The organism is Pseudomonas sp. PDM15 (genome assembly GCF_014851565.1).
GTDB lineage: Bacteria > Pseudomonadota > Gammaproteobacteria > Pseudomonadales > Pseudomonadaceae > Aquipseudomonas.
The window spans coordinates 163,708-186,882 of record NZ_JACVAA010000004.1; the positions used below are offsets into that span (position 1 = coordinate 163,708).

24 protein-coding genes are annotated in these 23,175 nt (G+C 67.2%); 12 read left to right on the forward strand and 12 right to left on the reverse strand.

Annotated features, from left to right (window positions below):
• Window positions 1–70: 70 nt before the first annotated feature.
• Window positions 71–706 carry an SCO family protein gene (locus IB232_RS12230; RefSeq protein ID WP_192398907.1) on the forward strand — a complete coding sequence of 212 codons (636 nt, stop codon included), beginning with the start codon at window positions 71–73 and terminating at the stop codon, window positions 704–706.
• Window positions 707–820: 114 nt separating this feature from the next.
• Here the strand turns inward: IB232_RS12230 and IB232_RS12235 are convergent, their stop codons facing one another.
• From IB232_RS12235 to IB232_RS12265, 7 genes are all read right to left on the reverse strand, one after another.
• The gene (locus IB232_RS12235) at window positions 821–1,600 is read right to left on the reverse strand and encodes a MetQ/NlpA family ABC transporter substrate-binding protein (RefSeq protein WP_192398908.1); all 780 of its coding nucleotides are present in this window, start codon (window positions 1,598–1,600) and stop codon (window positions 821–823) included.
• Between the two features lie 76 nt (window positions 1,601–1,676).
• Window positions 1,677–2,357 (reverse strand): methionine ABC transporter permease, encoded by a 681-nt coding sequence (locus IB232_RS12240; protein WP_192398909.1) that lies wholly within the window; start codon window positions 2,355–2,357, stop codon window positions 1,677–1,679.
• On the reverse strand, window positions 2,357–3,364 hold the full coding sequence (locus IB232_RS12245; protein WP_192398910.1) for a methionine ABC transporter ATP-binding protein: 1,008 nt from the start codon (window positions 3,362–3,364) through the stop codon (window positions 2,357–2,359). The genes IB232_RS12240 and IB232_RS12245 overlap by 1 nt, the downstream gene beginning before the upstream one ends.
• A 208-nt stretch (window positions 3,365–3,572) precedes the next feature.
• Window positions 3,573–4,589 carry a hypothetical protein gene (locus tag IB232_RS12250; protein ID WP_192398911.1) on the reverse strand — a complete coding sequence of 339 codons (1,017 nt, stop codon included), beginning with the start codon at window positions 4,587–4,589 and terminating at the stop codon, window positions 3,573–3,575.
• A gap of 50 nt (window positions 4,590–4,639) precedes the next feature.
• Window positions 4,640–5,428, reverse strand: a complete 789-nt coding sequence (gene znuB, locus IB232_RS12255) for a zinc ABC transporter permease subunit ZnuB (RefSeq protein ID WP_192398912.1) — start codon at window positions 5,426–5,428, stop codon at window positions 4,640–4,642.
• Window positions 5,428–6,219, reverse strand: coding sequence for a zinc ABC transporter ATP-binding protein ZnuC (gene znuC / locus IB232_RS12260; RefSeq protein WP_192398913.1), 792 nt, complete (start codon window positions 6,217–6,219; stop codon window positions 5,428–5,430). Before znuC ends, znuB begins: the two co-directional genes overlap by 1 nt.
• Window positions 6,216–6,716, reverse strand: a complete 501-nt coding sequence (locus tag IB232_RS12265; protein ID WP_192398914.1) for a Fur family transcriptional regulator — start codon at window positions 6,714–6,716, stop codon at window positions 6,216–6,218. Before IB232_RS12265 ends, znuC begins: the two co-directional genes overlap by 4 nt.
• A gap of 63 nt (window positions 6,717–6,779) precedes the next feature.
• Here IB232_RS12265 and IB232_RS12270 point away from each other — a divergent pair, with 63 nt between their 5' ends.
• Both IB232_RS12270 and IB232_RS12275 read left to right on the forward strand, forming a co-directional pair.
• Window positions 6,780–7,682 (forward strand): zinc ABC transporter substrate-binding protein, encoded by a 903-nt coding sequence (locus IB232_RS12270; RefSeq protein WP_192398915.1) that lies wholly within the window; start codon window positions 6,780–6,782, stop codon window positions 7,680–7,682.
• A gap of 9 nt (window positions 7,683–7,691) precedes the next feature.
• The gene (locus tag IB232_RS12275) at window positions 7,692–8,030 is read left to right on the forward strand and encodes a hypothetical protein (RefSeq protein WP_192398916.1); all 339 of its coding nucleotides are present in this window, start codon (window positions 7,692–7,694) and stop codon (window positions 8,028–8,030) included.
• Here the strand turns inward: IB232_RS12275 and IB232_RS12280 are convergent.
• Window positions 8,013–8,963 carry a homoserine kinase gene (locus tag IB232_RS12280; protein WP_192398917.1) on the reverse strand — a complete coding sequence of 317 codons (951 nt, stop codon included), beginning with the start codon at window positions 8,961–8,963 and terminating at the stop codon, window positions 8,013–8,015. The two genes, IB232_RS12275 and IB232_RS12280, sit on opposite strands and share 18 nt — an antisense overlap.
• A gap of 6 nt (window positions 8,964–8,969) precedes the next feature.
• Complete coding sequence (locus IB232_RS12285; RefSeq protein WP_192398918.1) at window positions 8,970–9,254, reverse strand: DUF2782 domain-containing protein; 285 nt, start codon at window positions 9,252–9,254, stop codon at window positions 8,970–8,972.
• 74 nt (window positions 9,255–9,328) lie between these two features.
• Between IB232_RS12285 and polA the strand changes: the two genes are divergently transcribed.
• Window positions 9,329–12,100, forward strand: a complete 2,772-nt coding sequence (gene polA / locus IB232_RS12290; protein ID WP_192398919.1) for a DNA polymerase I — start codon at window positions 9,329–9,331, stop codon at window positions 12,098–12,100.
• Window positions 12,101–12,409: 309 nt separating this feature from the next.
• Here the strand turns inward: polA and yihA are convergent, their stop codons facing one another.
• Complete coding sequence (gene yihA, locus IB232_RS12295; RefSeq protein ID WP_192398920.1) at window positions 12,410–13,060, reverse strand: ribosome biogenesis GTP-binding protein YihA/YsxC; 651 nt, start codon at window positions 13,058–13,060, stop codon at window positions 12,410–12,412.
• Window positions 13,061–13,263: 203 nt separating this feature from the next.
• Here yihA and IB232_RS12300 point away from each other — a divergent pair, with 203 nt between their 5' ends.
• From IB232_RS12300 to IB232_RS12320, 5 genes are all read left to right on the forward strand, one after another.
• Entirely contained in the window at window positions 13,264–13,557 is a 294-nt protein-coding gene (locus IB232_RS12300; protein ID WP_192398921.1) for a c-type cytochrome, read from the forward strand.
• Window positions 13,558–13,602: 45 nt separating this feature from the next.
• On the forward strand, window positions 13,603–14,226 hold the full coding sequence (locus tag IB232_RS12305; RefSeq protein ID WP_192398922.1) for a c-type cytochrome: 624 nt from the start codon (window positions 13,603–13,605) through the stop codon (window positions 14,224–14,226).
• A 146-nt stretch (window positions 14,227–14,372) separates the two neighbouring features.
• Window positions 14,373–15,002, forward strand: a complete 630-nt coding sequence (locus IB232_RS12310; RefSeq protein WP_192398923.1) for a thiol:disulfide interchange protein DsbA/DsbL — start codon at window positions 14,373–14,375, stop codon at window positions 15,000–15,002.
• Between the two features lie 10 nt (window positions 15,003–15,012).
• A complete protein-coding gene (locus IB232_RS12315) occupies window positions 15,013–15,858 on the forward strand; it encodes an endonuclease/exonuclease/phosphatase family protein (protein WP_192398924.1) in 846 nt (281 codons plus the stop codon).
• 24 nt (window positions 15,859–15,882) lie between these two features.
• Window positions 15,883–17,814, forward strand: a complete 1,932-nt coding sequence (locus tag IB232_RS12320) for a GGDEF domain-containing protein (protein ID WP_192398925.1) — start codon at window positions 15,883–15,885, stop codon at window positions 17,812–17,814.
• Between the two features lie 24 nt (window positions 17,815–17,838).
• On the opposite strand, the gene IB232_RS12325 is transcribed toward IB232_RS12320, so the two are convergent.
• Window positions 17,839–19,260, reverse strand: coding sequence for a DASH family cryptochrome (locus IB232_RS12325; protein WP_192398926.1), 1,422 nt, complete (start codon window positions 19,258–19,260; stop codon window positions 17,839–17,841).
• 188 nt (window positions 19,261–19,448) lie between these two features.
• On the opposite strand from IB232_RS12325, the gene IB232_RS12330 reads away from it, so the two are divergent.
• From IB232_RS12330 to IB232_RS12340, 3 genes are all read left to right on the forward strand, one after another.
• A complete protein-coding gene (locus tag IB232_RS12330; RefSeq protein WP_137973836.1) occupies window positions 19,449–20,042 on the forward strand; it encodes a MarC family protein in 594 nt (197 codons plus the stop codon).
• Window positions 20,043–20,078: 36 nt separating this feature from the next.
• Window positions 20,079–20,852, forward strand: coding sequence for an N-acetylmuramoyl-L-alanine amidase (locus IB232_RS12335; protein ID WP_192398927.1), 774 nt, complete (start codon window positions 20,079–20,081; stop codon window positions 20,850–20,852).
• 319 nt (window positions 20,853–21,171) lie between these two features.
• Complete coding sequence (locus IB232_RS12340; RefSeq protein WP_192398928.1) at window positions 21,172–22,746, forward strand: EAL domain-containing protein; 1,575 nt, start codon at window positions 21,172–21,174, stop codon at window positions 22,744–22,746.
• Here IB232_RS12340 and IB232_RS12345 read toward each other — a convergent pair.
• On the reverse strand, window positions 22,743–23,153 hold the full coding sequence (locus IB232_RS12345) for a DUF1330 domain-containing protein (protein ID WP_192398929.1): 411 nt from the start codon (window positions 23,151–23,153) through the stop codon (window positions 22,743–22,745). The genes IB232_RS12340 and IB232_RS12345 overlap by 4 nt on opposite strands.
• Window positions 23,154–23,175: the final 22 nt, after the last annotated feature.

Sequence of the window (23,175 nt, forward strand, 5' to 3'; positions counted from 1 at the left end):
GCGCAACCCCGCAGCATCCCTGGGCGGCCGCGAGACTCGCGCGCCGCCCGCCGCTTCCAAGAGAGAGTTCATGAGTCGTACGCAGAAAACCGTCATCGTCCTCGCCGCCCTGGTCGCCCTGGTGCTGGGCCTCACCGTCAACAAGGTGCTCAACAGCAAAGGCGACGGCACCGACAAGGTGGCCTTGCTGGATGCCGGCATCGTCCTGTTGCCGCAGAGCCGCAGCCTGCCCTCGCTGGCGCTGACCGACCAGAACGGCCAGGCGCTGCAGGTCGATCAGCTGAAGGACAAATGGAGCCTGCTGTTCTTCGGTTACACCTTCTGCCCGGACATCTGCCCGGCCACCCTGGCCCAGCTGCGCCAGCTGCAGGGCATGCTGCCGGCCGAGGCCAAGGACAAGCTGCGCGTGGTGCTGGTGACGGTCGACCCGCACCGCGACACCCCGGAGCAGCTGAAGAAATACCTGGGCTTCTTCGACCCGGCCTTCCTCGGCCTGACCGGCAGCCAGGAAGACCTGCAGAAGCTGGCCGCGGCGGTGAGCATTCCCTACATCCCGGCCGACACCAGCAAGGAAAACTACACCGTCGACCACAGCGGCAACCTGGTGATCATTGGCCCGGACGGCACCCAGCGCGGCTTTATCCGCGCACCGGTGAACAACGACAAGCTGGCGGCCCAGTTGCCCTCGCTGCTGCAGATCCAGTAGCTGTCTGTGTCCCGGATTGCATCCGGGCTCAGACTGCGGCTTGCAGCCGGCCTAGCAGAAACGAAAAAGCCCGCTCTCAGAGCGGGCTTTTTATTGTGCGGCGGGCTGCGGCGATCAGAACGCCGGGACCACGGCACCCTTGTACTTGTCCGCGATGAACTGCTTCACCTCGGCGCTGTGCAGGGCCTTGGCCAGCTTCTGCAGGTCGGCGTTGTCCTTCTTCTCGGCGGTGGTCACCAGGATGTTGACGTACGGCGAGTCGGAGCCTTCGATCACCAGGGCGTCCTTGGTCGGGTTGAGGCCGGCTTCCAGGGCGTAGTTGGTGTTGATCAGGGCCAGGTCGACCTGGGCCAGAACGCGCGGCAGGGTGGCCGCTTCCAGTTCACGCACCTTGATGCCCTTCGGGTTCTCGGCGATGTCCTTGACGGTGGCGGTGATGCCGGCGTCGGCCTTCAGCTTGATCACACCGGCCTTCTGCAGCAGCAGCAGGGCACGACCGCCGTTGGTGGCGTCGTTGGGAATCACGACCTGGGCGCCTTCGCTTAGCTCGGTTAGGTTCTTGATCTTGCTGGAGTAGGCGCCGAAGGGCTCGACGTGCACGCCGGCGATGCTCACCAGCTGGGTGCCACGCGAGGCGTTGAACTCGTCCAGGTACGGCTGGTGCTGGAAGAAGTTGGCGTCCAGGCGGCCTTCGGCAACCTGCACGTTCGGCTGCACGTAGTCGGTGAAGACCTTGATCTTCAGCTCGACGCCTTCCTTGGCCAGGGCCGGTTTGACGAACTCGAGGAGCTCCGCGTGCGGCACGGCGGTGGCCGCCACGCTGATCTCGCCGGCGTGGGCGGCGGCGGAGGTGAGGGCCGCAGCGGCGGCCAGGGCGGTCAGCAGTTTCTTCATGTTCAGCTCCTTGTGGGATATGGCGCGGGGTTCGACGGGTGGCCGGTTGCCCGCTGTTCTAGGTGGTGCGAATGGGTTACTTGCGCGAGAAGTGGATGACCAGCTTGTCGCCGACCATCTGCAGGACCTGCACCAGGATCAGTAGGAGGATGACGGTCACCGCCATCACGTCCGGCTGGTAGCGCTGGTAGCCGTAGCGCACGGCCAGGTCGCCGAGACCGCCGCCGCCGATCAGGCCGCTCATGGCGGTGTAGGAAACCAGGGTGATGGCGGTCACGGTGGTGGCCGCGATCAGCCCTGGCAGCGCCTCTGGCAGCAGGGCGCGGAAGATGATCTGCAGGGTGCTGGCGCCCATCGCCTGGGTCGCCTCGATAATGCCGCGGTCGACCTCGCGCAGGGCGGTTTCCACCAGGCGGGCGAAGAAGGGCGTGGCGCCCACCACCAGCGGCGGGATGGCGCCGGCGACGCCCAGCGAGGTGCCGGTGATCATCACTGTCAGCGGGATCATCAGGATCAGCAGGATCACGAACGGCACCGAGCGCAACACGTTCACCACCAGCGACAGCACGCCGTACAGCGCGCGTTGCTCGAACATCTGCCGCGGGCCGGTGAGGAACAGCAGCACGCCGAGCGGCAGGCCGAGCAGCACGGTGAACAGGGTGGCGCCGCCGAGCATGTTGAGGGTGTCGAGACTGGCGTAGCCGATCTCCTCCCAGTCGACGTTCGGTAGCCAGTTGGCCAGCAGTTGCTCGAGCATCAGCGCAGTACCTCCAGGTGCACGTCGGCGGCGTGGAAGCGCGCCAGCGCGGCGTCGATGTCGCCGCCGGTCAGGGCCAGGGTCAGCTGGCCGTAGGGCGTGTCCTTGATGCGGTCGATGCGCCCGGCCAGGATGCTGTAGTCGACCCCGGTCTCCCGGGCTACGGTGCCGAGCAACGGCGCGTAGGTGGCCTCGCCCTGGAAGGTCAGGCGCAGGATCCTGCCGCTGACATGGGCGAAGTCATCACGCTGCTCGTTCTCGTCGATGTGCTCGTCTTCCTGCACGAAGCGGCGGGTGGTCGGGTGCTGCGGGTGGAGGAACACCTGGGCCACCGGGCCCTGCTCGACTATGGTGCCGGCGTCCATCACCGCCACCTGGTCGCAGACCCGGCGGATCACATCCATCTCGTGGGTGATGAGGACAATGGTCAGGCCCAGCTCGCGGTTGATCTCGGCCAGCAGTTGCAGGACCTGGCCGGTGGTTTGCGGGTCGAGGGCACTGGTGGCCTCGTCGCACAGCAGGATCTTCGGGCGGGTGGCCAGCGCGCGGGCAATACCGACGCGCTGCTTCTGGCCGCCGGACAGCTGCGCCGGAAACTTGTTGGCGTGATCGCTGAGGCCGACGCGGGCCAGCAGCTCGGCGACGCGCTGGGTGATCTGCTCGCGGCTCAGCTCGCCGGCCAGCTCCAGCGGCATGGCCACGTTGGCGGCGACGGTCTTCGACGACAGCAGGTTGAAGTGCTGGAAGATCATCCCGACCTGGCGGCGGAAGCGGCGCAGACCCCTGGCATCCAGCGCGGTAACGTCTTCGCCATCGATCTCGATGCGGCCGCCGCTGGGCTCTTCCAGGCGGTTGATCAGGCGCAGCAATGTGCTCTTGCCGGCGCCGGAGTGGCCGATCAGGCCGAACACCTGGCCGCGCTCGACGCGCAGGCTGGTGGGCTGCAGGGCGGGCACATCGCGCCCGGCGACCCGATAGGTCTTGTTGACGTGGTGAAACTCGATCACGGAGCGAACCTTGTGGGTACGTTGAAGGCTGTCTGCCGGCATGGAGGTGGGGCCGGCGATTTCAGCAAGCGTAGGCGGTTGGCCGAAAGCCGCGCATTTTAGCCGCTTTGTTTATGCGCTCTTAGTCTTTATTGGCCTGAATTGTTTTCAGAAGGGAATAAGAGCGAAACGGCCGCCTCGTGGGCGGCCGTGGTCACACAGTGAGGAATCAGCCGTTGCTTTGCGGGCTCAGCACCAGGCGCGGTTCCTGATCCGGCTTGAGTACCGGCGAGAACTGCGGGGCGAAGGCCGGGTCGAGCTTCTTGATCCGCGCCGAGAGCAGGGCGGCGACGAAGGGATAGTCCTTGGCCTCGCGCACTTCCAGGCGCACCGCGCAGTCGAAGGCCACCACGTCGGCCGCTACCTGGTCCAGCAGATTGCGCAGGCTTTCGCGGTCATTGGCATCGAGCATCGGCATGGGCACGCTGCTGCTGGCGGCCGCCGGATCGATCAGGCGTGCACGGGGCGCGGCGGCCACGACCGGCGCGGCGGCTTCCACCTTGGCGACTGCAGGTGCTGGGGCTGCGGCAGGTTGCGCGGCGGCGGCCTGCTGGGCTCGGGCTTCACGTTCCGCGGCGGCCTTTTCCTCGGCCAGCTTCTGCTGGCGGGCGCGCTCGGCTTCCTTCTTGGCGATGATCGCCTCGGCTTCCTGCAGGCGGCGCTCAACGTCCTCGCGACGCTCTGCGGGGTTCTCGGCGGCCACCGCCGGTTTGGCCGCGACCTTGGCCGGAGCCGGAGCCGGAGCCGGAGCTGGCTGCGCTTGCGGTTTGGCTGCGGCCACTGCTGCTGGCTTGGTACCGCTCTCGGCGGCGCTGGCGGCCAGGCTGGCCTGGTATTCCTGCTTCAGCGCCGGGGAGGCCGCGCTCAGGTGCTGCTGGCCCTGGCTCAAGGTGGCGTTGGCCGCGGCGGCGTTGCCGGCCTGCAGCTGCTGGCGGCCCTGTTTCAGGTAGGCATTGGCCAGCTCGCGCTGGTATTGGCCGATACGCACATCGTTGCTGGCGGTATGCTGGCGCAGGGTGTTGAGGCTGCTTTCGGCGGCCTGCAGCTCGCCGCGGGCGATCAGTGCGGAGACCTGGCTGAAGTCCTTTACCAGAGTATCCACGGTCCAATATTCGGCACGGGCTTCGCTCAGCAGCAGGCCGAGGCCGAGTGCGGCGAGATAACGATAGCTTCCCTTGTTCATCATGTGACCCGTTGGTTTTGGTGCGTTTTGGATTGGGCAAAAAACGCCCAATGCTAACGAGCCCGACGGGGCAGAGCAAAGCCTATGAGGAAAATTGCTGCCGCTGATACCACGATAGAAGGCCCGGCTGGCGTGTCCTGGAACCAGGAAAGGCTCAAGCCCGCGGCTACCGCGAGCATGCCGAGCAAACTGGCGCCGATCGCCATCTGTTCCGGGGTGCGCGCATGGCGCTGGGCGGCGGCGGCCGGAATGATCAGCAGCGAGGTGATCAGCAGCACCCCGACTATCTTCATGGCCACGGCGATGACCACCGCGATCAGCAGCATCAGCGCCAGGCGCAGGCTCGCCACCGGCAGGCCTTCGACCCGCGCCAGCTCCTCGTGCACGGTGATCGCCAGCAGACGCCGCCACAACGGCAGCAGCAGGGCCAGGACCAGGGCGCAGCCGCCGAGAATCCAGGCCAGGTCGGTGCTGCCGACGGCCAGCAGGTCGCCGAACAGGTAGCCCATCAGGTCGATGCGCACCTCATCCATGAAGCTCAGTACCACCAGTCCCAGCGACAGGGTGGTCGGCGCCAGGATGCCGAGCAGGGTGTCCGAGGCCAGTGCCTGGCGCTGCTGCAGGGTCACCAGCAACACGGCCAGCAGCAGGCAGCCGACGGTGACCGCCAGGGTCGGATTGAGGTCGAGCAGGAAGCCCAGGGCCACGCCGAGCAGGGCGGCGTGGGACAGGGTATCGCCGAAATAGGCCATGCGCCGCCACACCACGAAGGAGCCGAGCGGGCCGGCCACCAGGGCCAGGGCGAGGCCGGCGAGCAGGGCGTTGAGGAGGAATTCGGGCATCAGTGCTTGCACCCCGGACCGTGCACGTGGGCCGGGCCGTGAATGGTCAGGCCTGGCGCCTCGACCACCGCGCCGTGCAGGTCATGGCTGTGGTCGTGGTGGTGGTGGTAGATGGCAAGGCTCTTGGCGTCCTGGCCGAACATCTCGACGAAGGCCGGGTCGTTGCTCACCTGTTCCGGGTGGCCGGAGCAGCACACGTGGCGATTCAGGCAGACCACCTGGTCGGTGGTGCTCATCACCAGGTGCAGGTCGTGGGACACCATCAGCACGCCGCAGCCGTGGCGGTCGCGCAGGCGAGTGATCAGGCGGTACAGCTCGGCCTGGCCGGCCACGTCGACGCCCTGCACCGGCTCGTCGAGCACCAGCAGCTGCGGTTCGCGCAGCAGGGCGCGGGCCAGCAGCACGCGCTGCAGCTCGCCGCCGGAGATGCTCTGCAGCGGGCTGTCCAGCACCTGCTCGGCGCCGACTTCGGCCAGCGCGGCCATGGCGGCGGCGCGATCCACGCCCGGCACCAGGCGCAGGAAGCGCAGCACCGAGAGCGGCAGGGTCGGCTCGACGTGCAGCTTCTGCGGCATGTAGCCGATGCGCAGGCGCGCCTTGCGCTGCACGCTGCCGCGATCAGGCTTGAGCAGGCCGAGCACGGTGCGTACCAGGGTGGTCTTGCCGGCGCCGTTGGGGCCGATCAGGGTGACGATTTCGCCGGGGCGCACGGTCAGCTGCACGTCCTGCAGCACCGCCTGGCCGGAGAAGCCGACGCCGACGCCGTCGAGGCGGATCAGTGCCTCGCTCATCGCGGGCCCTGGCAGCCGGCGCAGAGGCCGACCACTTCGACGGTCTGGCTCTCCACGGTGAAGCCGACCTGGCTGGCACCGCTGACAATGGCCTGGCTGATCGACGCCTGTTCCAGCTCGATGGCGGTGTGGCAGCTGCGGCAGATCAGGAACTGGCCCTGGTGCAGCTCGCCCGGGTGCACGCAACCGATAAAGGCGTTGAGCGATGCGATGCGATGCACCAGGCCGTTTTCCAGGAGGAAATCCAGGGCGCGGTACACGGTGGGCGGCGCGGCGCGGCGGCCGTCCTCATCGCTGAGTACGCCGAGGATATCGTAGGCGCCCAGCGGCTTGTGGCTGGCCCAGACCAGTTCCAGCACGCGCTTGCGCAGCGCGGTCAGGCGCGTGCCCTGCTTGGCGCACAGTGCCTCGGCCTCGGCCAGGGCGGCGGCCACGCAGCGCGAATGGTCGTGCGGCAGGCAGGCCAGCGGGGTGTTATCGGTCAGCGGCTTGAACATGACGAGGACGTCCGGGTGAAGAGACGTTATTCTATAACTCTTTTTCTGCCGAGTCTTGCCGTCGTGTCGCGTCTGTTCGTTGTTCTCGCTTTCTCCCTGCTCAGCCTGGCCGCCCAGGCCGAGGTGCGCGTACTGACCAGCATCAAGCCGCTGCAGCTGATCGCCGCCGCCGTGCAGGGCGACCTCGGCCAGCCCGAGGTGTTGCTGCCGCCGGGGGCTTCGCCGCACCACTTCGCCCTGCGTCCGTCGGACGTGCGCCGGGTGCAGAGCGCCGACCTGCTGTACTGGATCGGCGCGGACATGGAAAGCTTCCTGCCGCGAGTGCTTAGCGGCCGCGAGCGGCCTAGCGTAGCCGTGCAGGACCTGCCGGGCCTGACCCTGCGCCACTTCGGCGAAGGTGAGCATCAGCACCATGACGAACATGGCGAGGACGAGCACGACCACGACCATCGCCCCGGCAGCCTGGATGCGCATCTGTGGCTGCTGCCGGCCAATGCGCGGGTAATCGCCGCCAAGATGGCGGCCGACCTTTCCGCTGCCGACCTGGCCAATGCCGCGCGCTACCAGGCCAACCTGCAGGCCTTCGAGCAGCGCCTGTCCGCGGCTGATGCGGCGACCAAGGCCCGCCTGGCGCCGCTGGCTAGCAAGCCGTTCTTCGTCTTCCACCAGGCCTTCGACTACTTCGAAGCCGCCTATGGCCTGCAGCACGCCGGTGTCTTCACCGCCGCCAGCGAGGTGCAGCCGGGGGCACGCCATGTGGCGGCGATGCGTGAGCGCTTGCAGGCGACCGGTCCGGCCTGCGTGTTCAGCGAGCCGCCGCTGCGCCCGCGCCTGGCGGACACCTTGTCCGCCGGCCTGCCGGTGCAGCTGGCCGAGCTGGATGCGCTGGGTGCCAAGGCCGCGAGCTACGAGCAGTTGTTGACCGACCTGGGTAGCGGCCTGGCCGGCTGCCTGGAAAGCCTCTGAGGAGTGAACATGCGCAAGGGATGGCGCTGGTCGGCGGCGACGCTGGTGATGGTGGCAGTCAGTGCACTGCTGGGATACCAGGCCGCGCGCTGGCAGGCCGGGTTGCAGGACATTCTGTGCCCCGGTGATTTCCACGATTACCGCACCGAGGTGGCTCTGCACGATGGCGGTGGCCTGCAACTGCCGGCCGGCACGCGCCTTCGTGTGCGCTTCTGCGAGTACAACGCCCAGGCGCAGCTGGAGTTGCTGATCGACAAGCACGAGTTCGAGCGGCTGCAGCCGGTGGACAATCCGCGCGGCGAGCGCTGGCTGTACAACCTGCAGCCGGCCTCAGAGGGCGAACGGTAGCGGCAGCTTGACCTGCTGGCGGTGCGCCAGACGGCGCTGGAACTCGGCCGGGTCCTTGACCAACACATCGCGGCCCTGGAAGCGGCGGGCGGCGATCAGCCTTGAGAGCCAGAAGCGCAGGCAGGCGATGCGCAGCATGGCCGGCCACAGCTCGGCCTCGGCGCGGGTGAAAGGCCGCAGCGCGGCGTAGGCGCCGAGCAGCGCGCGGCCACGGGCCAGGTCCAGATCGTCGTCGGCCTGGGAGCACCAGTCGTTGAGGGTGATCGCCAGGTCGTAGAGCATCGGCCCCGAGCAGGCGTTGTAGAAGTCGATCACTCCGGCCAGCTGATTGCCGTCGAACAGCGCGTTGTCGCGGAACAGGTCGGCATGCAGGTTGGCCCGCGGCAGGGCGAGGATACGCGCCTTCAGCTCGCCCACCTCGTGCAGGCTGTCGCGCAGCAGCGGCAACTGCTCGTCATGCAGTTCCAGCGCCAGCACCGGGCCTTCTTCCAGCATCCAGTCGAGGCCGCGGTCGCTGCGCCGTTCCAGAATATTGTCGCGAGTCGCCAGATGCAGGCGCGCCAGCCAGGTACCGACTTCCGCGCAATGATGGGCGTTAGGCTGGCTGACGTGCTTGCCGGCCAGGCGAGGCTGCAGGATGGCTGGCTTCTCGGCCAGCTCGCGCAGAGCCTCGCCGTTCTGCGTCGGCACCGCGTAGGGCACCGGCAGGCCGGCCTGGTGCAGGCGCTCGAGCAGCGCGATGAAGAATGGCATGTCGGCCCGCGGGCCACGTTCGACCAGGGTCAGGACGAACTCGCCACCATCCAGGCTGACGAAGAAGTTGCTGTTCTCGGTGCCGGCGGCGATGCCGCGGAAATCCTTCAGGCGGCCGAGCCCGTAGGGTTCGAGGAAGGTTTCCAGTTCATGGCGTTCGAGGGGCGTGAAGACGGACATGGGCGCTTACCAGCTGAAGATTTCCCAGGCGGGAATCAGCATGTCCGGCTGGTCGGAACGAATGAAGTTGCCCTCGCTGCCGTCGGCGCGCACCAGGAAGTACGGCTTGCCGTTCTTCGGCGTGACCTTGATGGCGTAGAGGAAGCCGTTCTGCCGGTATTCGGTGATGGTCTTGTCGTCTTCCTGGCGAATGGTCACGTCCGGGTCGCCGGTGACTTCTTCCTCGGCCAGGGCGAGCATCGGGCTGACTGCCAGCAGGGTGGTCAGAGTCAGGCGGGTGAGCAGGCGCATGGTAACCTTGTCCCTTTCTTCAGGTTGATGCGTACATTCTAGCGCTCGCCCCCGGCAAAAGGTTGATCTTGCGTATGTCCAACGCCCCTCTGGTTCTGGTCGACGGCTCCTCATATCTGTACCGCGCCTTCCATGCCCTGCCGCCGCTCGCCACCTCCAAGGGTCTGCAGACCGGCGCGGTGAAGGGCGTGCTGAATATGCTCAAGAGCTTGCGCAAGCAATACCCGGACAGCCCCTTCGCGGTGGTGTTCGACGCCAAGGGCGGCACGTTCCGCGACGCCATGTTCGCCGAGTACAAGGCCAACCGCCCGCCGATGCCGGAGGACCTGCGCGGCCAGGTTGAGCCGCTGCACGCCAGCGTGCGCGCCCTCGGCTACCCGCTGCTGTGCGTCGAGGGCGTGGAGGCCGACGATGTGATCGGTACCCTGGCGCGCCAGTGCGCGGCGCTCGGTCGCGACGTGGTGATCTCCACCGGCGACAAGGACATGGCCCAGCTGGTCTGCCCGCACGTCACTCTGGTCAACACCATGACAGGCAGCGTCTACGACATCGACGGGGTGAAGGCCAAGTTCGGCGTTGGCCCCGAGCTGATCATCGATTACCTGGCGCTGATGGGCGACAAGGTCGACAACATTCCCGGTGTGCCGGGCGTCGGCGAGAAGACCGCGCTGGGCCTGCTGGTGGGCGTCGGTGGTGGTCTGGACGTCCTGTACGCCAACCTCGACAAGGTGCCCGAGCTGCCGATCCGCGGTGCCAAGACCCTGCCGGCCAAGCTGGCCGAGCACAAGGACATGGCCTTCCTCTCCTATCAGCTGGCGACCATCAAGACCGACGTCGAGCTGAACATCCAGATCGATGACCTGCATCCCGGTGAGCCGGACCGCGAGGCGCTGCTGCAGCTCTACACCGAGCTGGAGTTCAAGAGCTGGCAGGATGAGCTGATGCGCGAAAAGGCCAAGAACCCGCCGGCTCCGCCGATCAGCGGCGGCCTGTTCGACGAGGGCCCGCTGAGCGAGACGCCGGCCGTGGCCAGCAACTACGAGACGGTGCTGGAGCAGGCGCAGTTCGATGCCTGGCTGAAGAAGCTGGAGCAGGCCGAGCTGATCGCCTTCGACACCGAGACCACCAGCCTCGACCCGCAGCAGGCCCAGGTGGTCGGCGTATCCTTCGCTGTCACCGCCGGCGAGGCGGCCTACGTGCCGCTGGCGCACTCCTATATGGGCGTGCCCGAGCAGCTTGATCGCGACGCGGTTCTGCGCGCGCTCAAGCCGATCCTCGAGGACCCGGCCAAGGCCAAGGTCGGCCAGCACGGCAAGTACGACATGAACGTGCTGGCCAACGCCACCACGCCCATCGAGGTGCAGGGGCTGGCCTTCGACACCATGCTCGAGTCCTATGTGCTGGATTCCACGGCGACCCGCCACGACATGGACAGCCTGGCGCTCAAGTATCTGGAGCACAGCACCATCCGTTTCGAGGACATCGCCGGCAAGGGCGCCAAGCAACTGACCTTCGACCAGATCGCCATCGAGCAGGCCGGCCCCTACGCGGCTGAGGATGCCGACGTGACCCTGCGTCTGCACCAGACCCTGTGGGCCAAACTGTCGGCGACGCCGGCGCTGGTCAAGGTGCTCAAGGAGATCGAGATGCCGCTGGTGCCGGTGTTGGCGCGCATCGAGCGCAACGGCGCGCTGGTCGACGCCAAGCTGCTCGGTCAGCAGAGCCTGGAGCTGGGCGAGAAGATGATCGGCCTGGAGCGCGAGGCCTATGCCATCGCCGAGCAGGAATTCAATCTCGGCTCGCCCAAGCAGCTCGGCGCCATCCTCTATGAAAAGCTCGGCCTGCCGGTGCTGAGCAAGACTGCCACCGGCCAGCCGTCCACCGCCGAGAACGTGCTGGCCGAGCTGGCCGAGCAGGATTACGCGCTGCCCAAGGTGATCATGCAGTACCGCTCGCTGAGCAAGCTGAAGAGCACCTACACCGACCGCCTGCCGGAGCAGATCAATCCGCGCACCGGGCGCATTCACACCAGCTACCACCAGGCGGTGGCTGCCACCGGGCGGCTGTCATCGACCGATCCGAACCTGCAGAACATCCCGATCCGCACCGCCGAGGGCCGGCGCATCCGCCAGGCTTTCGTCGCGCCCAAGGGCTACAAGCTGATGTCGGCGGATTACTCGCAGATCGAGCTACGCATCATGGCCCACCTGGCCAAGGACGAGGGCCTGCTGGATGCCTTCCGCCACGACCGCGACGTGCACCGCGCCACCGCCGCCGAAGTGTTCGGGGTCGAGCTGGAGCAGGTGACCAACGACCAGCGTCGCAGCGCCAAGGCGATCAACTTCGGCCTGATCTATGGCATGAGCGCGTTCGGTCTGGCCAAGCAGATCGGCGTCGACCGCAAGCAGTCCCAGGCCTATATCGACCGCTACTTCGCCCGCTATCCGGGGGTGCTGGCCTACATGGAGCGCACTCGCGAGCAGGCCACCCAGCAGGGCTATGTCGAGACCCTGTTCGGCCGCCGTCTGTACCTGCCGGATATCCACGCGAAGAACCCGGCGCTGCGCAAGGGCGCCGAGCGCACCGCGATCAACGCGCCGATGCAGGGCACGGCGGCGGACATCATGAAGCGCGCGATGGTCGCCGTGGACCAGTGGCTGCCGAAGTCCGGGCTGGATGCGAAAGTCATCCTGCAGGTACACGACGAACTGGTGCTGGAGGTGCGCGAGGATCAGGTGGATGCGCTCAGGGCGGGTCTGCTGCCGCTGATGAGCGGCGCCGCCGCGCTCGATGTACCGCTGGTGGTGGAAGCCGGGGTGGGCGACAACTGGGACGAGGCGCATTGAGCGGCTGCGGCATAAGGTCGCATGCCTTATGCTGTTTTTAGCCTTATTACCGAATGCTTATGGCAATGCGATTTAAGAAAAACTGAACTAACCGCCAGATTGGCCAGTCAGAGATCACGAATGGCATGCGTGCCTTTCGATGCTCCTAGCTGTGTTTTAGTGTTGGCAGATCTCTGAACCCCGCCCTAGCGGTTCAGAATTGAACCCCGGTCTTCTCCCTCCCCATACGAAGCCCGGGGTTTTTTTTGTCCGCGATTTGTACGTGGCGGCCACGCTGACCGGCGCAGCGGCGGCAAAAATTGCCCGCGATCAAGCCTCTTCGCCGGCCTCTTCTCCGTTCTCGATCAGGCCCAACCACTGGGCCAGGACCAGCTGCGCCTCTTCCACGCCCATGCGCTTGGGCGCCGAGAACAACTGGATGCTGGCGACATCGTCGCCCCACTCCTTGCGGATCTCCTGGCGCACCTTGAGCAGGGCATTCTTGGCGGCGCCGAAGGTCAGCTTGTCGGCCTTGGTCAGCAGGATGTGCAGCGGCATGCCGCTGGCCTTGGACCAGTCCAGCATCATGCTGTCGAACTCGGTCAGCGGGTGGCGGATGTCCATCATCAGCACCAGCCCGCACAGGCTCTCGCGGCTGCCCAGGTAGGCTTCAAGGTGCTTCTGCCAGTGCTGCTTGAGCGGGATCGGCACCTTGGCGTAGCCGTAGCCAGGCAGGTCGACCAGGCGGCGCTCATCGTCCAGGCGGAAGAAGTTGAGCAGCTGGGTGCGCCCCGGCGTCTTCGAGGTACGCGCCAGGCTGGCGTGGGTAAGGGTGTTCAGCGCGCTCGACTTGCCGGCGTTGGAGCGGCCGGCGAAGGCCACTTCCAGGCCCTGGTCGTCCGGACACTGGTCGACCTTGGCGGCGCTGATGAGGAAGGTTGCCTGCTGGCACAGGCCGAGAATGGGATTCTTGGATGACATGGGGAGTCCGTATGGGCGGGGAGCCGGAGCGCTCGGCGACGGCCCGGGAGGCCCCGGGGCGCGGCATGCTGTCGCTTCCGTTTCAGCGACGCCAGTATATAATGCCGCAGATTTTGTGTGCGCTTTGTCCTTCCGCCGGGAACGAGACAGAACACGCTGCGCGACTAGACGCAGGCCGTTCCCTCCCTGATGAGGTTTAGGCTATGAATAAAGTGCTGATCGTCGGCGCGGCGTTGCTGTGGTTATCGGGTGCCGCGAATGCGGCGCAGGATCCGGAAGCGGTTTATGCCAAGGCCTGTGCGGCCTGCCACAATGGTCAACTGCCGATGGCGCCCAAACGAGGCGACAAGGCATCTTGGGAACCACGCGTGGCCAAGGGTATGGACGCGCTGGTGCTGAGCGTCACCAACGGTTTGAATGCCATGCCACCCCGTGGCCTGTGCATGGATTGCAGTGCCGAGGACTACCAGGCCGTCATCAAGTTGATGAGCGAGTAGTCCCGTAAGAAACCTAATTACCTCTAGCCGTTATTGGATTAGCTGATGAACAAAGTACTCGTGAGTCTCCTGTTGAGCCTGGGTGTCTCCGTGGCAGCGCAAGCCGCCGACGCTGGCAAGATCGTCGGCGATGCCGAAGCCGGCAAGGCAAAGACGGCTGTCTGTGGTGCCTGCCACGGTGCCGACGGCAACAGCGCCGCGCCGAACTTCCCCAAGCTGGCCGGCCAGGGCGAGCGTTATCTGCTGAAGCAACTGAATGACATCAAGGGCGGCAAGCGCACCGTACTGGAGATGACCGGCCTGCTGGACAACCTCAGCGAGCAGGATCTGGCCGACATTTCCGCCTATTTTGCCAGCCAGCAGATGAGCGTCGGCGCCGCCGATCCCAAGCTGGTCGAGCGTGGCGAGGCGCTGTTCCGCGGTGGCAAGATCGCCGAGGGCATGCCGGCCTGCACTGGTTGCCACTCGCCCAATGGCGCCGGCCTGGCCGCTGCAAGCTTCCCCAAACTGGGCGGCCAGCATGCGACATACGTGGCCAAGCAGCTGACCGACTTCCGCGAAGGCAATCGCACCAACGACGGCGACGCCATGATCATGCGCGCCATCGCCGCCAAGCTGAGCAACAAGGACATCGAAGCAGTATCCAGCTACATCCAGGGCCTGCACTAAGCAGCGCTGACAAGCGGAAACAAAAGGGTGGCCACGGCCACCCTTTTTCGTTGGTGCTGCCGCTACAATGCCGGAACCCGCCGCTGCGCCGCCGGTCGAACCGAGCCGCGCCCGCCTGCGCGGTTCCCATCGTCAAGGAGTTCTGCATGCGTAACCTGATTCTCAGCGCCGCCTTCGCCAGCCTCAGCCTGCTGGGCCTGGGCGCCCAGGCAGAGAGCATCGAAGCCGGCCGCCAGTACGTCGAGCTGAGCAGCCCGGTACCGGTTTCCCAGCCGGGCCAGATCGAGGTGGTCGAGCTGTTCTGGTACGGCTGCCCGCACTGCTACCAGTTCGAGCCGACCCTCAACCCCTGGGTCGAGAAGCTGCCGGAAGACGTCAACTTCGTGCGCATCCCAGCCATGTTCGGCGGCGTGTGGGACGTGCATGGCCAGCTGTTCATCACCCTCGAGTCCATGGGTGTAGAGAAGCAGGTCCACGAAGCTGTGTTCAACGCTCTCCACAAGGAAAAGCGCAAGCTGGAAACGCCTGAAGAAATGGCCGAGTTCCTCGCTGGCCAGGGCGTGGACAAGGGCAAGTTCCTCAGCACTTTCAACTCCTTTGCCGTGAAGGGCCAGATGGCCAAGGCCAAGCAGTTGGCGAAGTCCTACCAGATCACCGGCGTACCGGTGCTGATTGTTGGCGGCAAGTATCGCTTCGACATCCGTAGCTCCGGCGGACCGCAGGAAGCGCTGCAGGTCGCCGACTTCCTGATCCAGAAAGAGCGTTCCGCCAACTGAGTATCTAACCATGCTGCGCCGCTGGAATTCCGGGCGTTCCGCGGGCCTGCGCCAGACGCAGGTCAACGGTCTTTGCGCGGACTCCGGCGGCCACTGTGGCGATGGTCGCCTGCGCCTGCTCAGCTTCAATATCCAGGTCGGCATCAGCACCGAGCGTTACCACCACTACCTGACCCGTGGCTGGCAGCATCTGCTGCCGCACCCCGGCAGGGCCGGCAATCTGCAACGGATCGGCGCACTGCTCGGCGACTACGACCTGGTCGCCCTGCAGGAAGTGGATGGCGGCAGCCTGCGCTCGGGCTACGTCAACCAGGTCGAGCGCCTGGCCGAACTGGGCGCCTTCCCCTACTGGTACCAACAGCTCAACCGCAACCTCGGCCGCCTGGCCCAGCACAGCAATGGCGTGCTCAGCCGGCTGCGTCCCGACCTGCTAGAAGACCACCCGCTACCCGGCCCGCCAGGTCGCGGCGCCGTGCTGCTGAAGTTCGGTGAGGGGGCGGATGCGCTGGTGGTGATCAACATGCATCTGGCCCTGGGGCCGCGTACCCGCACGCGCCAGCTGGCCTATGTGCGCGAGCTGATCGATGGCGCTCGCCACGTGGTGCTGATGGGCGACATGAACACCCACGCCATTGACCTGCTGCAGCACTCGCCGCTGCGCGACCTCGGCCTGGTCGCTCCGCAGATCGACGCGACCTTTCCCAGCTGGCGTCCGCAGCGCTGTCTGGATCATATTCTGCTGAGTCCGGAGCTGGTGCTGGAACGGGTCGCCGTGCTCAGCCAGCCGATCTCCGACCATTTGCCGGTGGCGGTGGACATCCGCCTGCCGACCGGCCTCAATCTGCCTATGCTGTAGTGGTTTTGCCACTGGATCGCCACCATGACCGATGATGCCCAGCGCTGGAAAGCCAAATACCTGGAGAGCCTGGAACAACAGGAGGTGCAGGAGCAGCGCTGGAACGAGCGTCTCGACCTGTTGCGTCGCGGCCTGGTGCGCAGCTCGCTGGCGGCCGAGGGCAGCGACAAGGCGGTGGACCAGTGCATGCAGGAGCTGCGTGACCTGATCCGTGGCGAGCAGATGGACAACGGCCTCTCGGCGCTGATCCCGCGCTTGGAGAAGGCGGTGCTGGACTCCGAGCAGCGCCGCCAGCTGCGCATCGAACAGAACATCGCCGGCATCACCGGGCTGACCCAGCAGTTGCTGGCCCTCGACCCGCCGCGCGAAGTGCGCAAGGCACTCAAGCAGTTCTCCAAGCGCATCGAGGAGCGCGCCAGCCAGCCGCGCGAATTGCCGGCGCTGCTGGCCGAATTGAGCAGTCTTCAGGGCAAGGCGCTGAGCGTGCTGGGCAGCGAGCCGGTGGAGCGTCCCGGCCTGCTGCAGCGCCTGTTCGGCAGCGGGCGCGACGAGGCGCCCGGCGATGCACCGGTCGAACAGCCCCAGGCACAACCCGCCACCGAGCAGGACTTCGAACTCGAGGACGACGAGCCGCCAGCGCCACTTGCCGCCGCGCCGGCTCAGGCGCCTGTCGCCGAACCTGCGCCGACAGCTCCTGCCGCGAGCCAGCCGGCAGCCTCTCCCAGCCCTGTCCCCGTTGAGCAGACGGTCGCGCGAACCGATCCCGGCCAGCCGCAGCCAGCCGTTGCTCCCTTGGCATCCCGCGTCGCGCCTTCGGTTGCCAGCCTGGACAGCCTGCCGCTGGACGCACGCATCATCACCGGCGACGGCGGAGACCCCGCCTTCGCCCTGCCCGAGCGTCCGGAGCCGGGCTACAGCGCCGTGGCACCGCATATCGCCGATAGCCTGTTGGGCCTGCTCGACGAGCTGGAGCTGCCGGAGCACCACCAGCCCCAGGGCGAGGCCCTGCGCGAGCGCCTGCACGGCGGCCTGAACTGGTATGAGCTGGTGCCGCTGCTGGACGACCTGGCGGTCCTGGTGCTGGCGGTCACCGACAGCGGTCAGCGCGAGTTCGCCGGCTACCTCAAGCAACTCAACGAGCGCCTGGCCGCCTTCCTCGGCACCCTGACCGAGGCCCACGAGGGCTACAGCGAGTCGGTGGAGAGCGCGCGCAACTTCAATCAGGAGCTGCGCGAGCAGGTCAGCGGCTTGCAGGCCAGTGTGCAGGAAGCGGTCGACCTGCCCAGCCTCAAGCGCGCCCTGGAACAGCGCCTGGATGGCCTGCTCAGCACGGTGGGCGATCACCAGCGCCAGCGTGAGGGGCGCGAAGAGGAAGTAGCCGTGCGGCTGAAGGCCCTGTCACAGCGGGTCGCCGAGATGGAGCAGGAGGCCCAGGGCTTCCGCGATCACCTCGAGGAGCAGCGGCAGAAGGCCCTGACCGATCCGCTCACCGGCCTGGCCAACCGCGCCGGCTGGGCCGAGCGCCTTGACCTGGAGGTGGCCCGCTGGCGCCGCTACGGCGGCGAGCTGCTGCTGGCGGTACTCGACATCGACCACTTCAAGCGCATCAACGATGGCTATGGCCACCTGGCCGGCGACAAGGTGCTGAAGATCATTGCCGGCGAGCTGGTCAAGCGCCTGCGCAAGACCGACTTCCTCGCTCGCTTCGGCGGCGAGGAGTTCGTCCTGCTGGTGCCGAGCACGCCGCTGGAAGGTGGGCAACAGTTGCTGGAGACCCTGCGCAGTGCCGTCGAGTCCTGCCCGTTCCACTTCCGTGGCGAGCCGGTGACCATCACCCTGTCCGGCGGCCTGACCGCCTTCGTCCCTGGCGAGAGCGGCGAGACCGCCTTCGGCCGCGCCGACCAGGCGCTGTACAAGGCCAAGCGCGAGGGGCGCAACCGCGTCCTGCTGGGCTAGCGCCAAACGCGCGGTGGTCGGGCGCTAGGCGGCGCTCGGCAGATACGGCTTCCAGTCCTCGGGGATGCGCTCCAGGCGCGGATAGCCCATGGCATCCAGCTCCAAGTGTGGCAGCAGGAACGGCGTGTGCCGCAGGTGCTGCGGCACGTCGCGCAACTCCGGCAGCCAGAGGCTGATATAGGCTGCGCTGGGGTCGTATTGGCGGGCCTGGCGCAGGGCGTTGGCCAGGTGCTGGCGATGCGGGTCGCTGGCGACGCCGGCCAGGTAGGCCCAGTTACCCCAGTTGCTGGCCGGGTCGTAGTCCAGCAGATGCTCTTCGAACCAGGCGGCGCCGTGCCGCCAGTCCTGCTGCAGGTTGCCGACCAGGTAGCTGGCGACTATCTGCCGGCCGCGGTTGGACATGAAGCCGGTGGCGGCCAGCTCGCGCATGTTGGCGTCCACCAGCGGCATGCCGGTGCGGCCCTGGCACCACTGTTCGAAGCGCTCGTCCAGCTGCTGTGGCGCGCGTGCGGTGGCCTTCAGCCCGTCGGCGCGGAACAGCGCGTCGCCGTGGCGCACCAGGGTCCAGCGGAAGAACTCGCGCCAGAGCATTTCCTGCCACAGGGCGAGGGTCGAATCGTTCTGCCCGTACTGCGACTCGTGGCGGCGCAGCTCGGCCACCACCCGCCGTGGCGAGAGTGCGCCGTTGGCCAGCCAGGGTGAGAGCTTGGACGAGTACTCGCTGCCGATCATGCCGTTGCGCATCTCGCGATAGCTGCGCACGCCCTGGGTCAACCACAGGTAGTCGCGCAGGCGCGCCTGGGCCGCCGGCTCGCCGCCGGAGAAGGGAAAGGCGCTGTTCGGCACACTGAGCGGCTCGCCGAGGCCAAGCTGGGACAGGCTGGGCAAGGCGGCGAAATAAGCGCTGGCGTTGTCCGGCAGGGGCGGCAGGCGCATCGCCGCCGGGCGCGGCTGGAAAACCGGAAGGCGCTGCTCGATGCGCTCGCGGAACTGGCTGAACACCTGCGGCAGCTCGCTGGGCGCACAGGGCAGGTCGGCGGCATGCAGCAGATGGTTGCCCGGCAGTTCGCGCAGCTGCACCGGGCCAAGGGCCTGGCGCAAGGCATCGAGCTGGGCGCGTTGCTGTGGCGCGATCTCCTCCAGAGTCAGCACCTCGTCGAGGTCGAGCTGCTCGGCCAGGCGCGGGATCAGCTGCTCGGCGTGGCCCTGCAGCACCAGCAGGCCGGAGCCGCGCTGGCGCAGCTCGCCGTCAAGGGCGGCCAGGCTCTCCATCAGGAAGCGCGCCCGGTGCACGCCGAGGCGTCGGCAGCCGAGGGGGCCGGGTTGCAGCAGGTCGGGGTCGAACACGTAGAGCGGCAGTACCCGGTCGGCGTCCATGGCGGCCTGCAGGGCCGGGTGGTCGTCGAGGCGCAGATCCTGCTTGAACCAGAGCAGCACGCGGCGCATGGCGTCATCCTCGAGGAGGCATGAATTGACGATACGACTGCTATGACCGCAACGCATGGCCGTTTGTCCCCGCACCGCTTCCCTGAGTCCGAAGTGTCGAGCGATTGTGACGAATATCACGTTTTCTGGGCGCGCAGACGAGCGGGACGGTGGCGGATAAACTGTGAGCATTCCCCGAGGAGCGCTACATGGACATTTTCGGCATCGCCGTGCTGATCTTTCTGGTCACCGATCCGTTCGGCAATATCGCCATCTATCTCGCCGCGCTGAAGAACGTGGCTCCCGAGCGACGCATGCGCGTGGCCCTGCGCGAGCTGCTGCTGGCCCTGGTGCTGCTGATGGTGTTCCTCACCTTCGGTGACAAGATCCTCAGCGGCCTGGGCCTGTCGCGCGAGGCCACCGCCATCGCCGGCGGCATCATCCTGTTCGTCATCGCCATGCGCCTGATCTTCCCGCGTCCCGAGGGCGTGCTGGGCGATCTGCCGGACGGCGAACCGCTGCTGGTGCCGCTGGCCACGCCGGCGGTGGCCGGGCCCTCGGCCCTGGCCGTGCTGATGACCCTGCGCAGCACCTACGAGGGGCCGCTATGGGAGCTGTACCTGGCCGTCGGCCTGGCCTGGCTGGCCACCGCCAGCATCCTGCTGCAGGCCTCCTGGCTGCAGAAGTTCCTCGGCCCCCGTGGCCTCACCGCGGTGGAGCGCCTGACCGGCATGCTGCTGATCATGCTTAGTGTCGACATGTTGCTGGACAACCTGCAGAGCGTTCTGCACATCGCCCCCTGAGGTACACTGCCGCCCCGACCTGCCGTGCCGACCCCGATGAGACTCGCCGCCCTCGCCCTGTTCGCCCTGCTCCTCGCCGGCTGCGCCAGCGGCCCGCAGATTGACGACAGCCTGCGTGCCCAGGGCCAGAGCAGCCGCGTGCAGTACATCGTGCTGCACTACACCTCCACCGACCTGGCGCGTTCGCTGGCGCTGCTGACCCAGGGCGAAGTCAGCGCCCATTACCTGATCGACGATGGCGCCGCCAAGGTCTATCGCCTGGTCGACGAAGATCGCCGCGCCTGGCATGCCGGCGACAGCCAATGGCAAGGGCGCACCTGGCTCAACGCCAGCACCATCGGCATCGAGCTGGTCAACCAGGGCTACTACCAGGGCCCGGCCGGGCGTTACTGGCAGCCCTACGGCGAGGCGCAGATCCAGGCGCTGATCGCCCTGCTCAAGGATCTGGTCAAGCGCCACGACCTGCCGATCGACAGCATCATCGGCCACAGCGACATCGCCCCCCAGCGCAAGGTTGACCCGGGCCCGCTGTTCCCCTGGAAGCGCCTGGCCGATGCCGGCCTGATCCGCTGGCCGGAAGCCGCCGCCGTGGCCCGCGAGCAGGCGCGCTTCACCGCCGCGCTGCCCGATATCTTCTGGTTCCAGGCGCAGCTGCATGAGCTTGGCTACCAGGTGCCACGCACCGGCCTGCTCGATACGGCCACCCGCAACGTGCTGATCGCCTTCCAGATGAAGTACCGCCCGGCCCGCTATGACGGCGAGGCGGATGCCGAGAGCGCGGCCATCCTGCAAGTGCTCAACCAGCGCTGAGAACCTTCCACGATCTGCTGCGCGTCGGAAAAACTGCGTTAAAAGCGGCTTCGGAAAGCAGCTTGCTGCTAACGCGCTTTAGCGCGGCCCGGAGGGCGAGCGGAGCGAGTCATGCTCATTTACCGTCTGTAAACCCGAGTGCGGGCCCAGTCCGTTCCTCAGCCGCTTTTGCCTTGTTTTTCTCTAGCTCGCGAGATCGTGAATAGGTTCTGAGAGCGGCGTACGCCGTCTGTCGCGTGCGCTGCGCACAAGCCAGCGAAGCCGCGCCAGGCGCAGCCGCTGCGCTATACCTGAAGGGTTCCCAGCGGAGCCCCAGCCCATGTCCCTCAGCCTGCGCCGCCTGCTCTTCCGCCCCTGGCCGGCGGCGCTATTGGCAACCTGCCTCGGCGTCCTGCTGTTCGGCATGGCCGGCCTGTGGCTGGCCAACAACCAGGCCCAGCGCGCCGAGGCCGAGCGCCTGCAGGTGCAGGGCCAGCGTTTTCTGCAGCGCATCGAGCAGATCTTCGGCCAGCTCGGCGCCGCCCTCGACGAGCTGGAGCAGCAGCCCCTGCGCGGTTGCGACCTGGCCATGGTGGAGACCCTGCGCCGCGTGGTGTTCCAGCACCGCTTCGTCTACGAGGCGGCCTTTATCGGCGGCGACCAGCGCTGCTCCTCTTCGCCGCGGCGCAGCTCGCTGGGGCCGGAGCGGGCGCCGGATCTGGAGGGCGAGCGCCAGCGCTACTGGCTGAACACCACCGCCCAGCCCGACGACGACCTGGCCGCGCTGGTGGTCGGCCGCGGCTATTTCCGCCTGTCCACCTCGCGCGGGCACCTGGCCGACATGGTCGAACTGCCGGCCGGTGGCAGCCTGATGATCGTGCCGCGCAATGGTGCCAAGGCTCTGCCGATCCTCGGCGCGGCGCAGCTCTGGCCGCCGGCCACGCAATGGCCGGAGGGCCAGGAATTGCAGCTGACGCCGAGCCAGCTGATCTACCGCATGCCGACCAACAGCCCGGACTTCGACCTGGTGCTGTTCGCTGACCGAAGCCTGCTCCAGCAGCGCCTGCGCGAGGGCCTGTTCGGCTGGCTACCGGTGGCTCTGCTGCTGGCCCTGCTCGCTGGCCTGACCACCTATCACCTGGTCAGTTACCGGCAGTCCCTTGGTGGCTCGCTGACCTCGGCCCTGCGCCGGCGCGCGCTGCGCGTGCGCTACCAGCCGATCTTCGATCTGGAGAGCCGCCGCTGCGTCGGAGCTGAGGCCCTGGTGCGCTGGCGCCGGGCCGACGGCAAGCTGCTCGGCCCTGACCACTTCATTCCCATGGCCGAGAGCAGCGGGCAGATCCGCGAGATCACCGACTACATGCTGGAGCAGGTGCTGGTGCAGCTCGGCGACCTGCTGCGCCAGCAGCCGGGGTTGTACATCTCGATCAACCTGGCCGCCTGCGACATCGCCGAACCGCGCATCAGCGTGCTGGCCGCCCGCCTGCTGCTGCAGCACCGGGTCGCGGCGGGGCAGATCGCCTTCGAGGTCACCGAGTCCGGCCTGGCCGATATCCAGGCGGCCAAGGGCGTGCTGGCGCAACTGCGCGAGAGTGGCCATCGGGTGCTGATCGACGACTTCGGCACCGGCTATTCCAGCCTGGCCTACCTGCAGGAGCTGCCGGCCGACGTGCTGAAGATCGACAAGTCGTTCGTCGACGCCCTCGGCCATGACGCGGCCAGCAGCGGGGTGGCGCCGCACATCATCCAGATGGCCGCCGCATTACAGCTCAAGGTAGTGGCCGAAGGCATCGAGCACGAGGCCCAGGCGCTGTTCCTCGCCGCCCAGGGCGCCCAGTGCGGGCAAGGCTGGCTGTTCGCCAAGCCGCTGACGGCCCGGCAGTTCCGCCGGTTGCTGGAGCGTCAGTCCGGCTAGGCCGGCGGCGCCATGCAGCCGATCAGCCGCGAGTCGGCCAGGGCCGCCGTGCGGTGCACGGTGGCGGCCTGGTACTCGGCATCGTCGAGCATGCCGAGAAAAGCCCGGGGTGAGGGATAGCGCACCAGCAGCACCTCGTCCCACTGCTCGCCGGCCGGTGCGATCAGCGCCGCCCTGGCCTGGGCCAGCAGCTGCACGTTGCCACCCACGCCACGCACCTTGGTCAGCGCTGTGCGGCTGTAGCGCGCATAGGCCTCGCGGCCGCTGCAGGGTGCATGCGGGCTGTCCGCGGGGTAGCGGGCGTCGGCGTGGTAACGCAGCAGGTTGAGCATGAGGATCGGCTGGTCCGCGGGCATGTCGGCGGCGAAGGCGGCCAGTTGCTCGCGGCTGGGGTTGATGCTGGACATGGCGATCTCCGCAAATGACTGC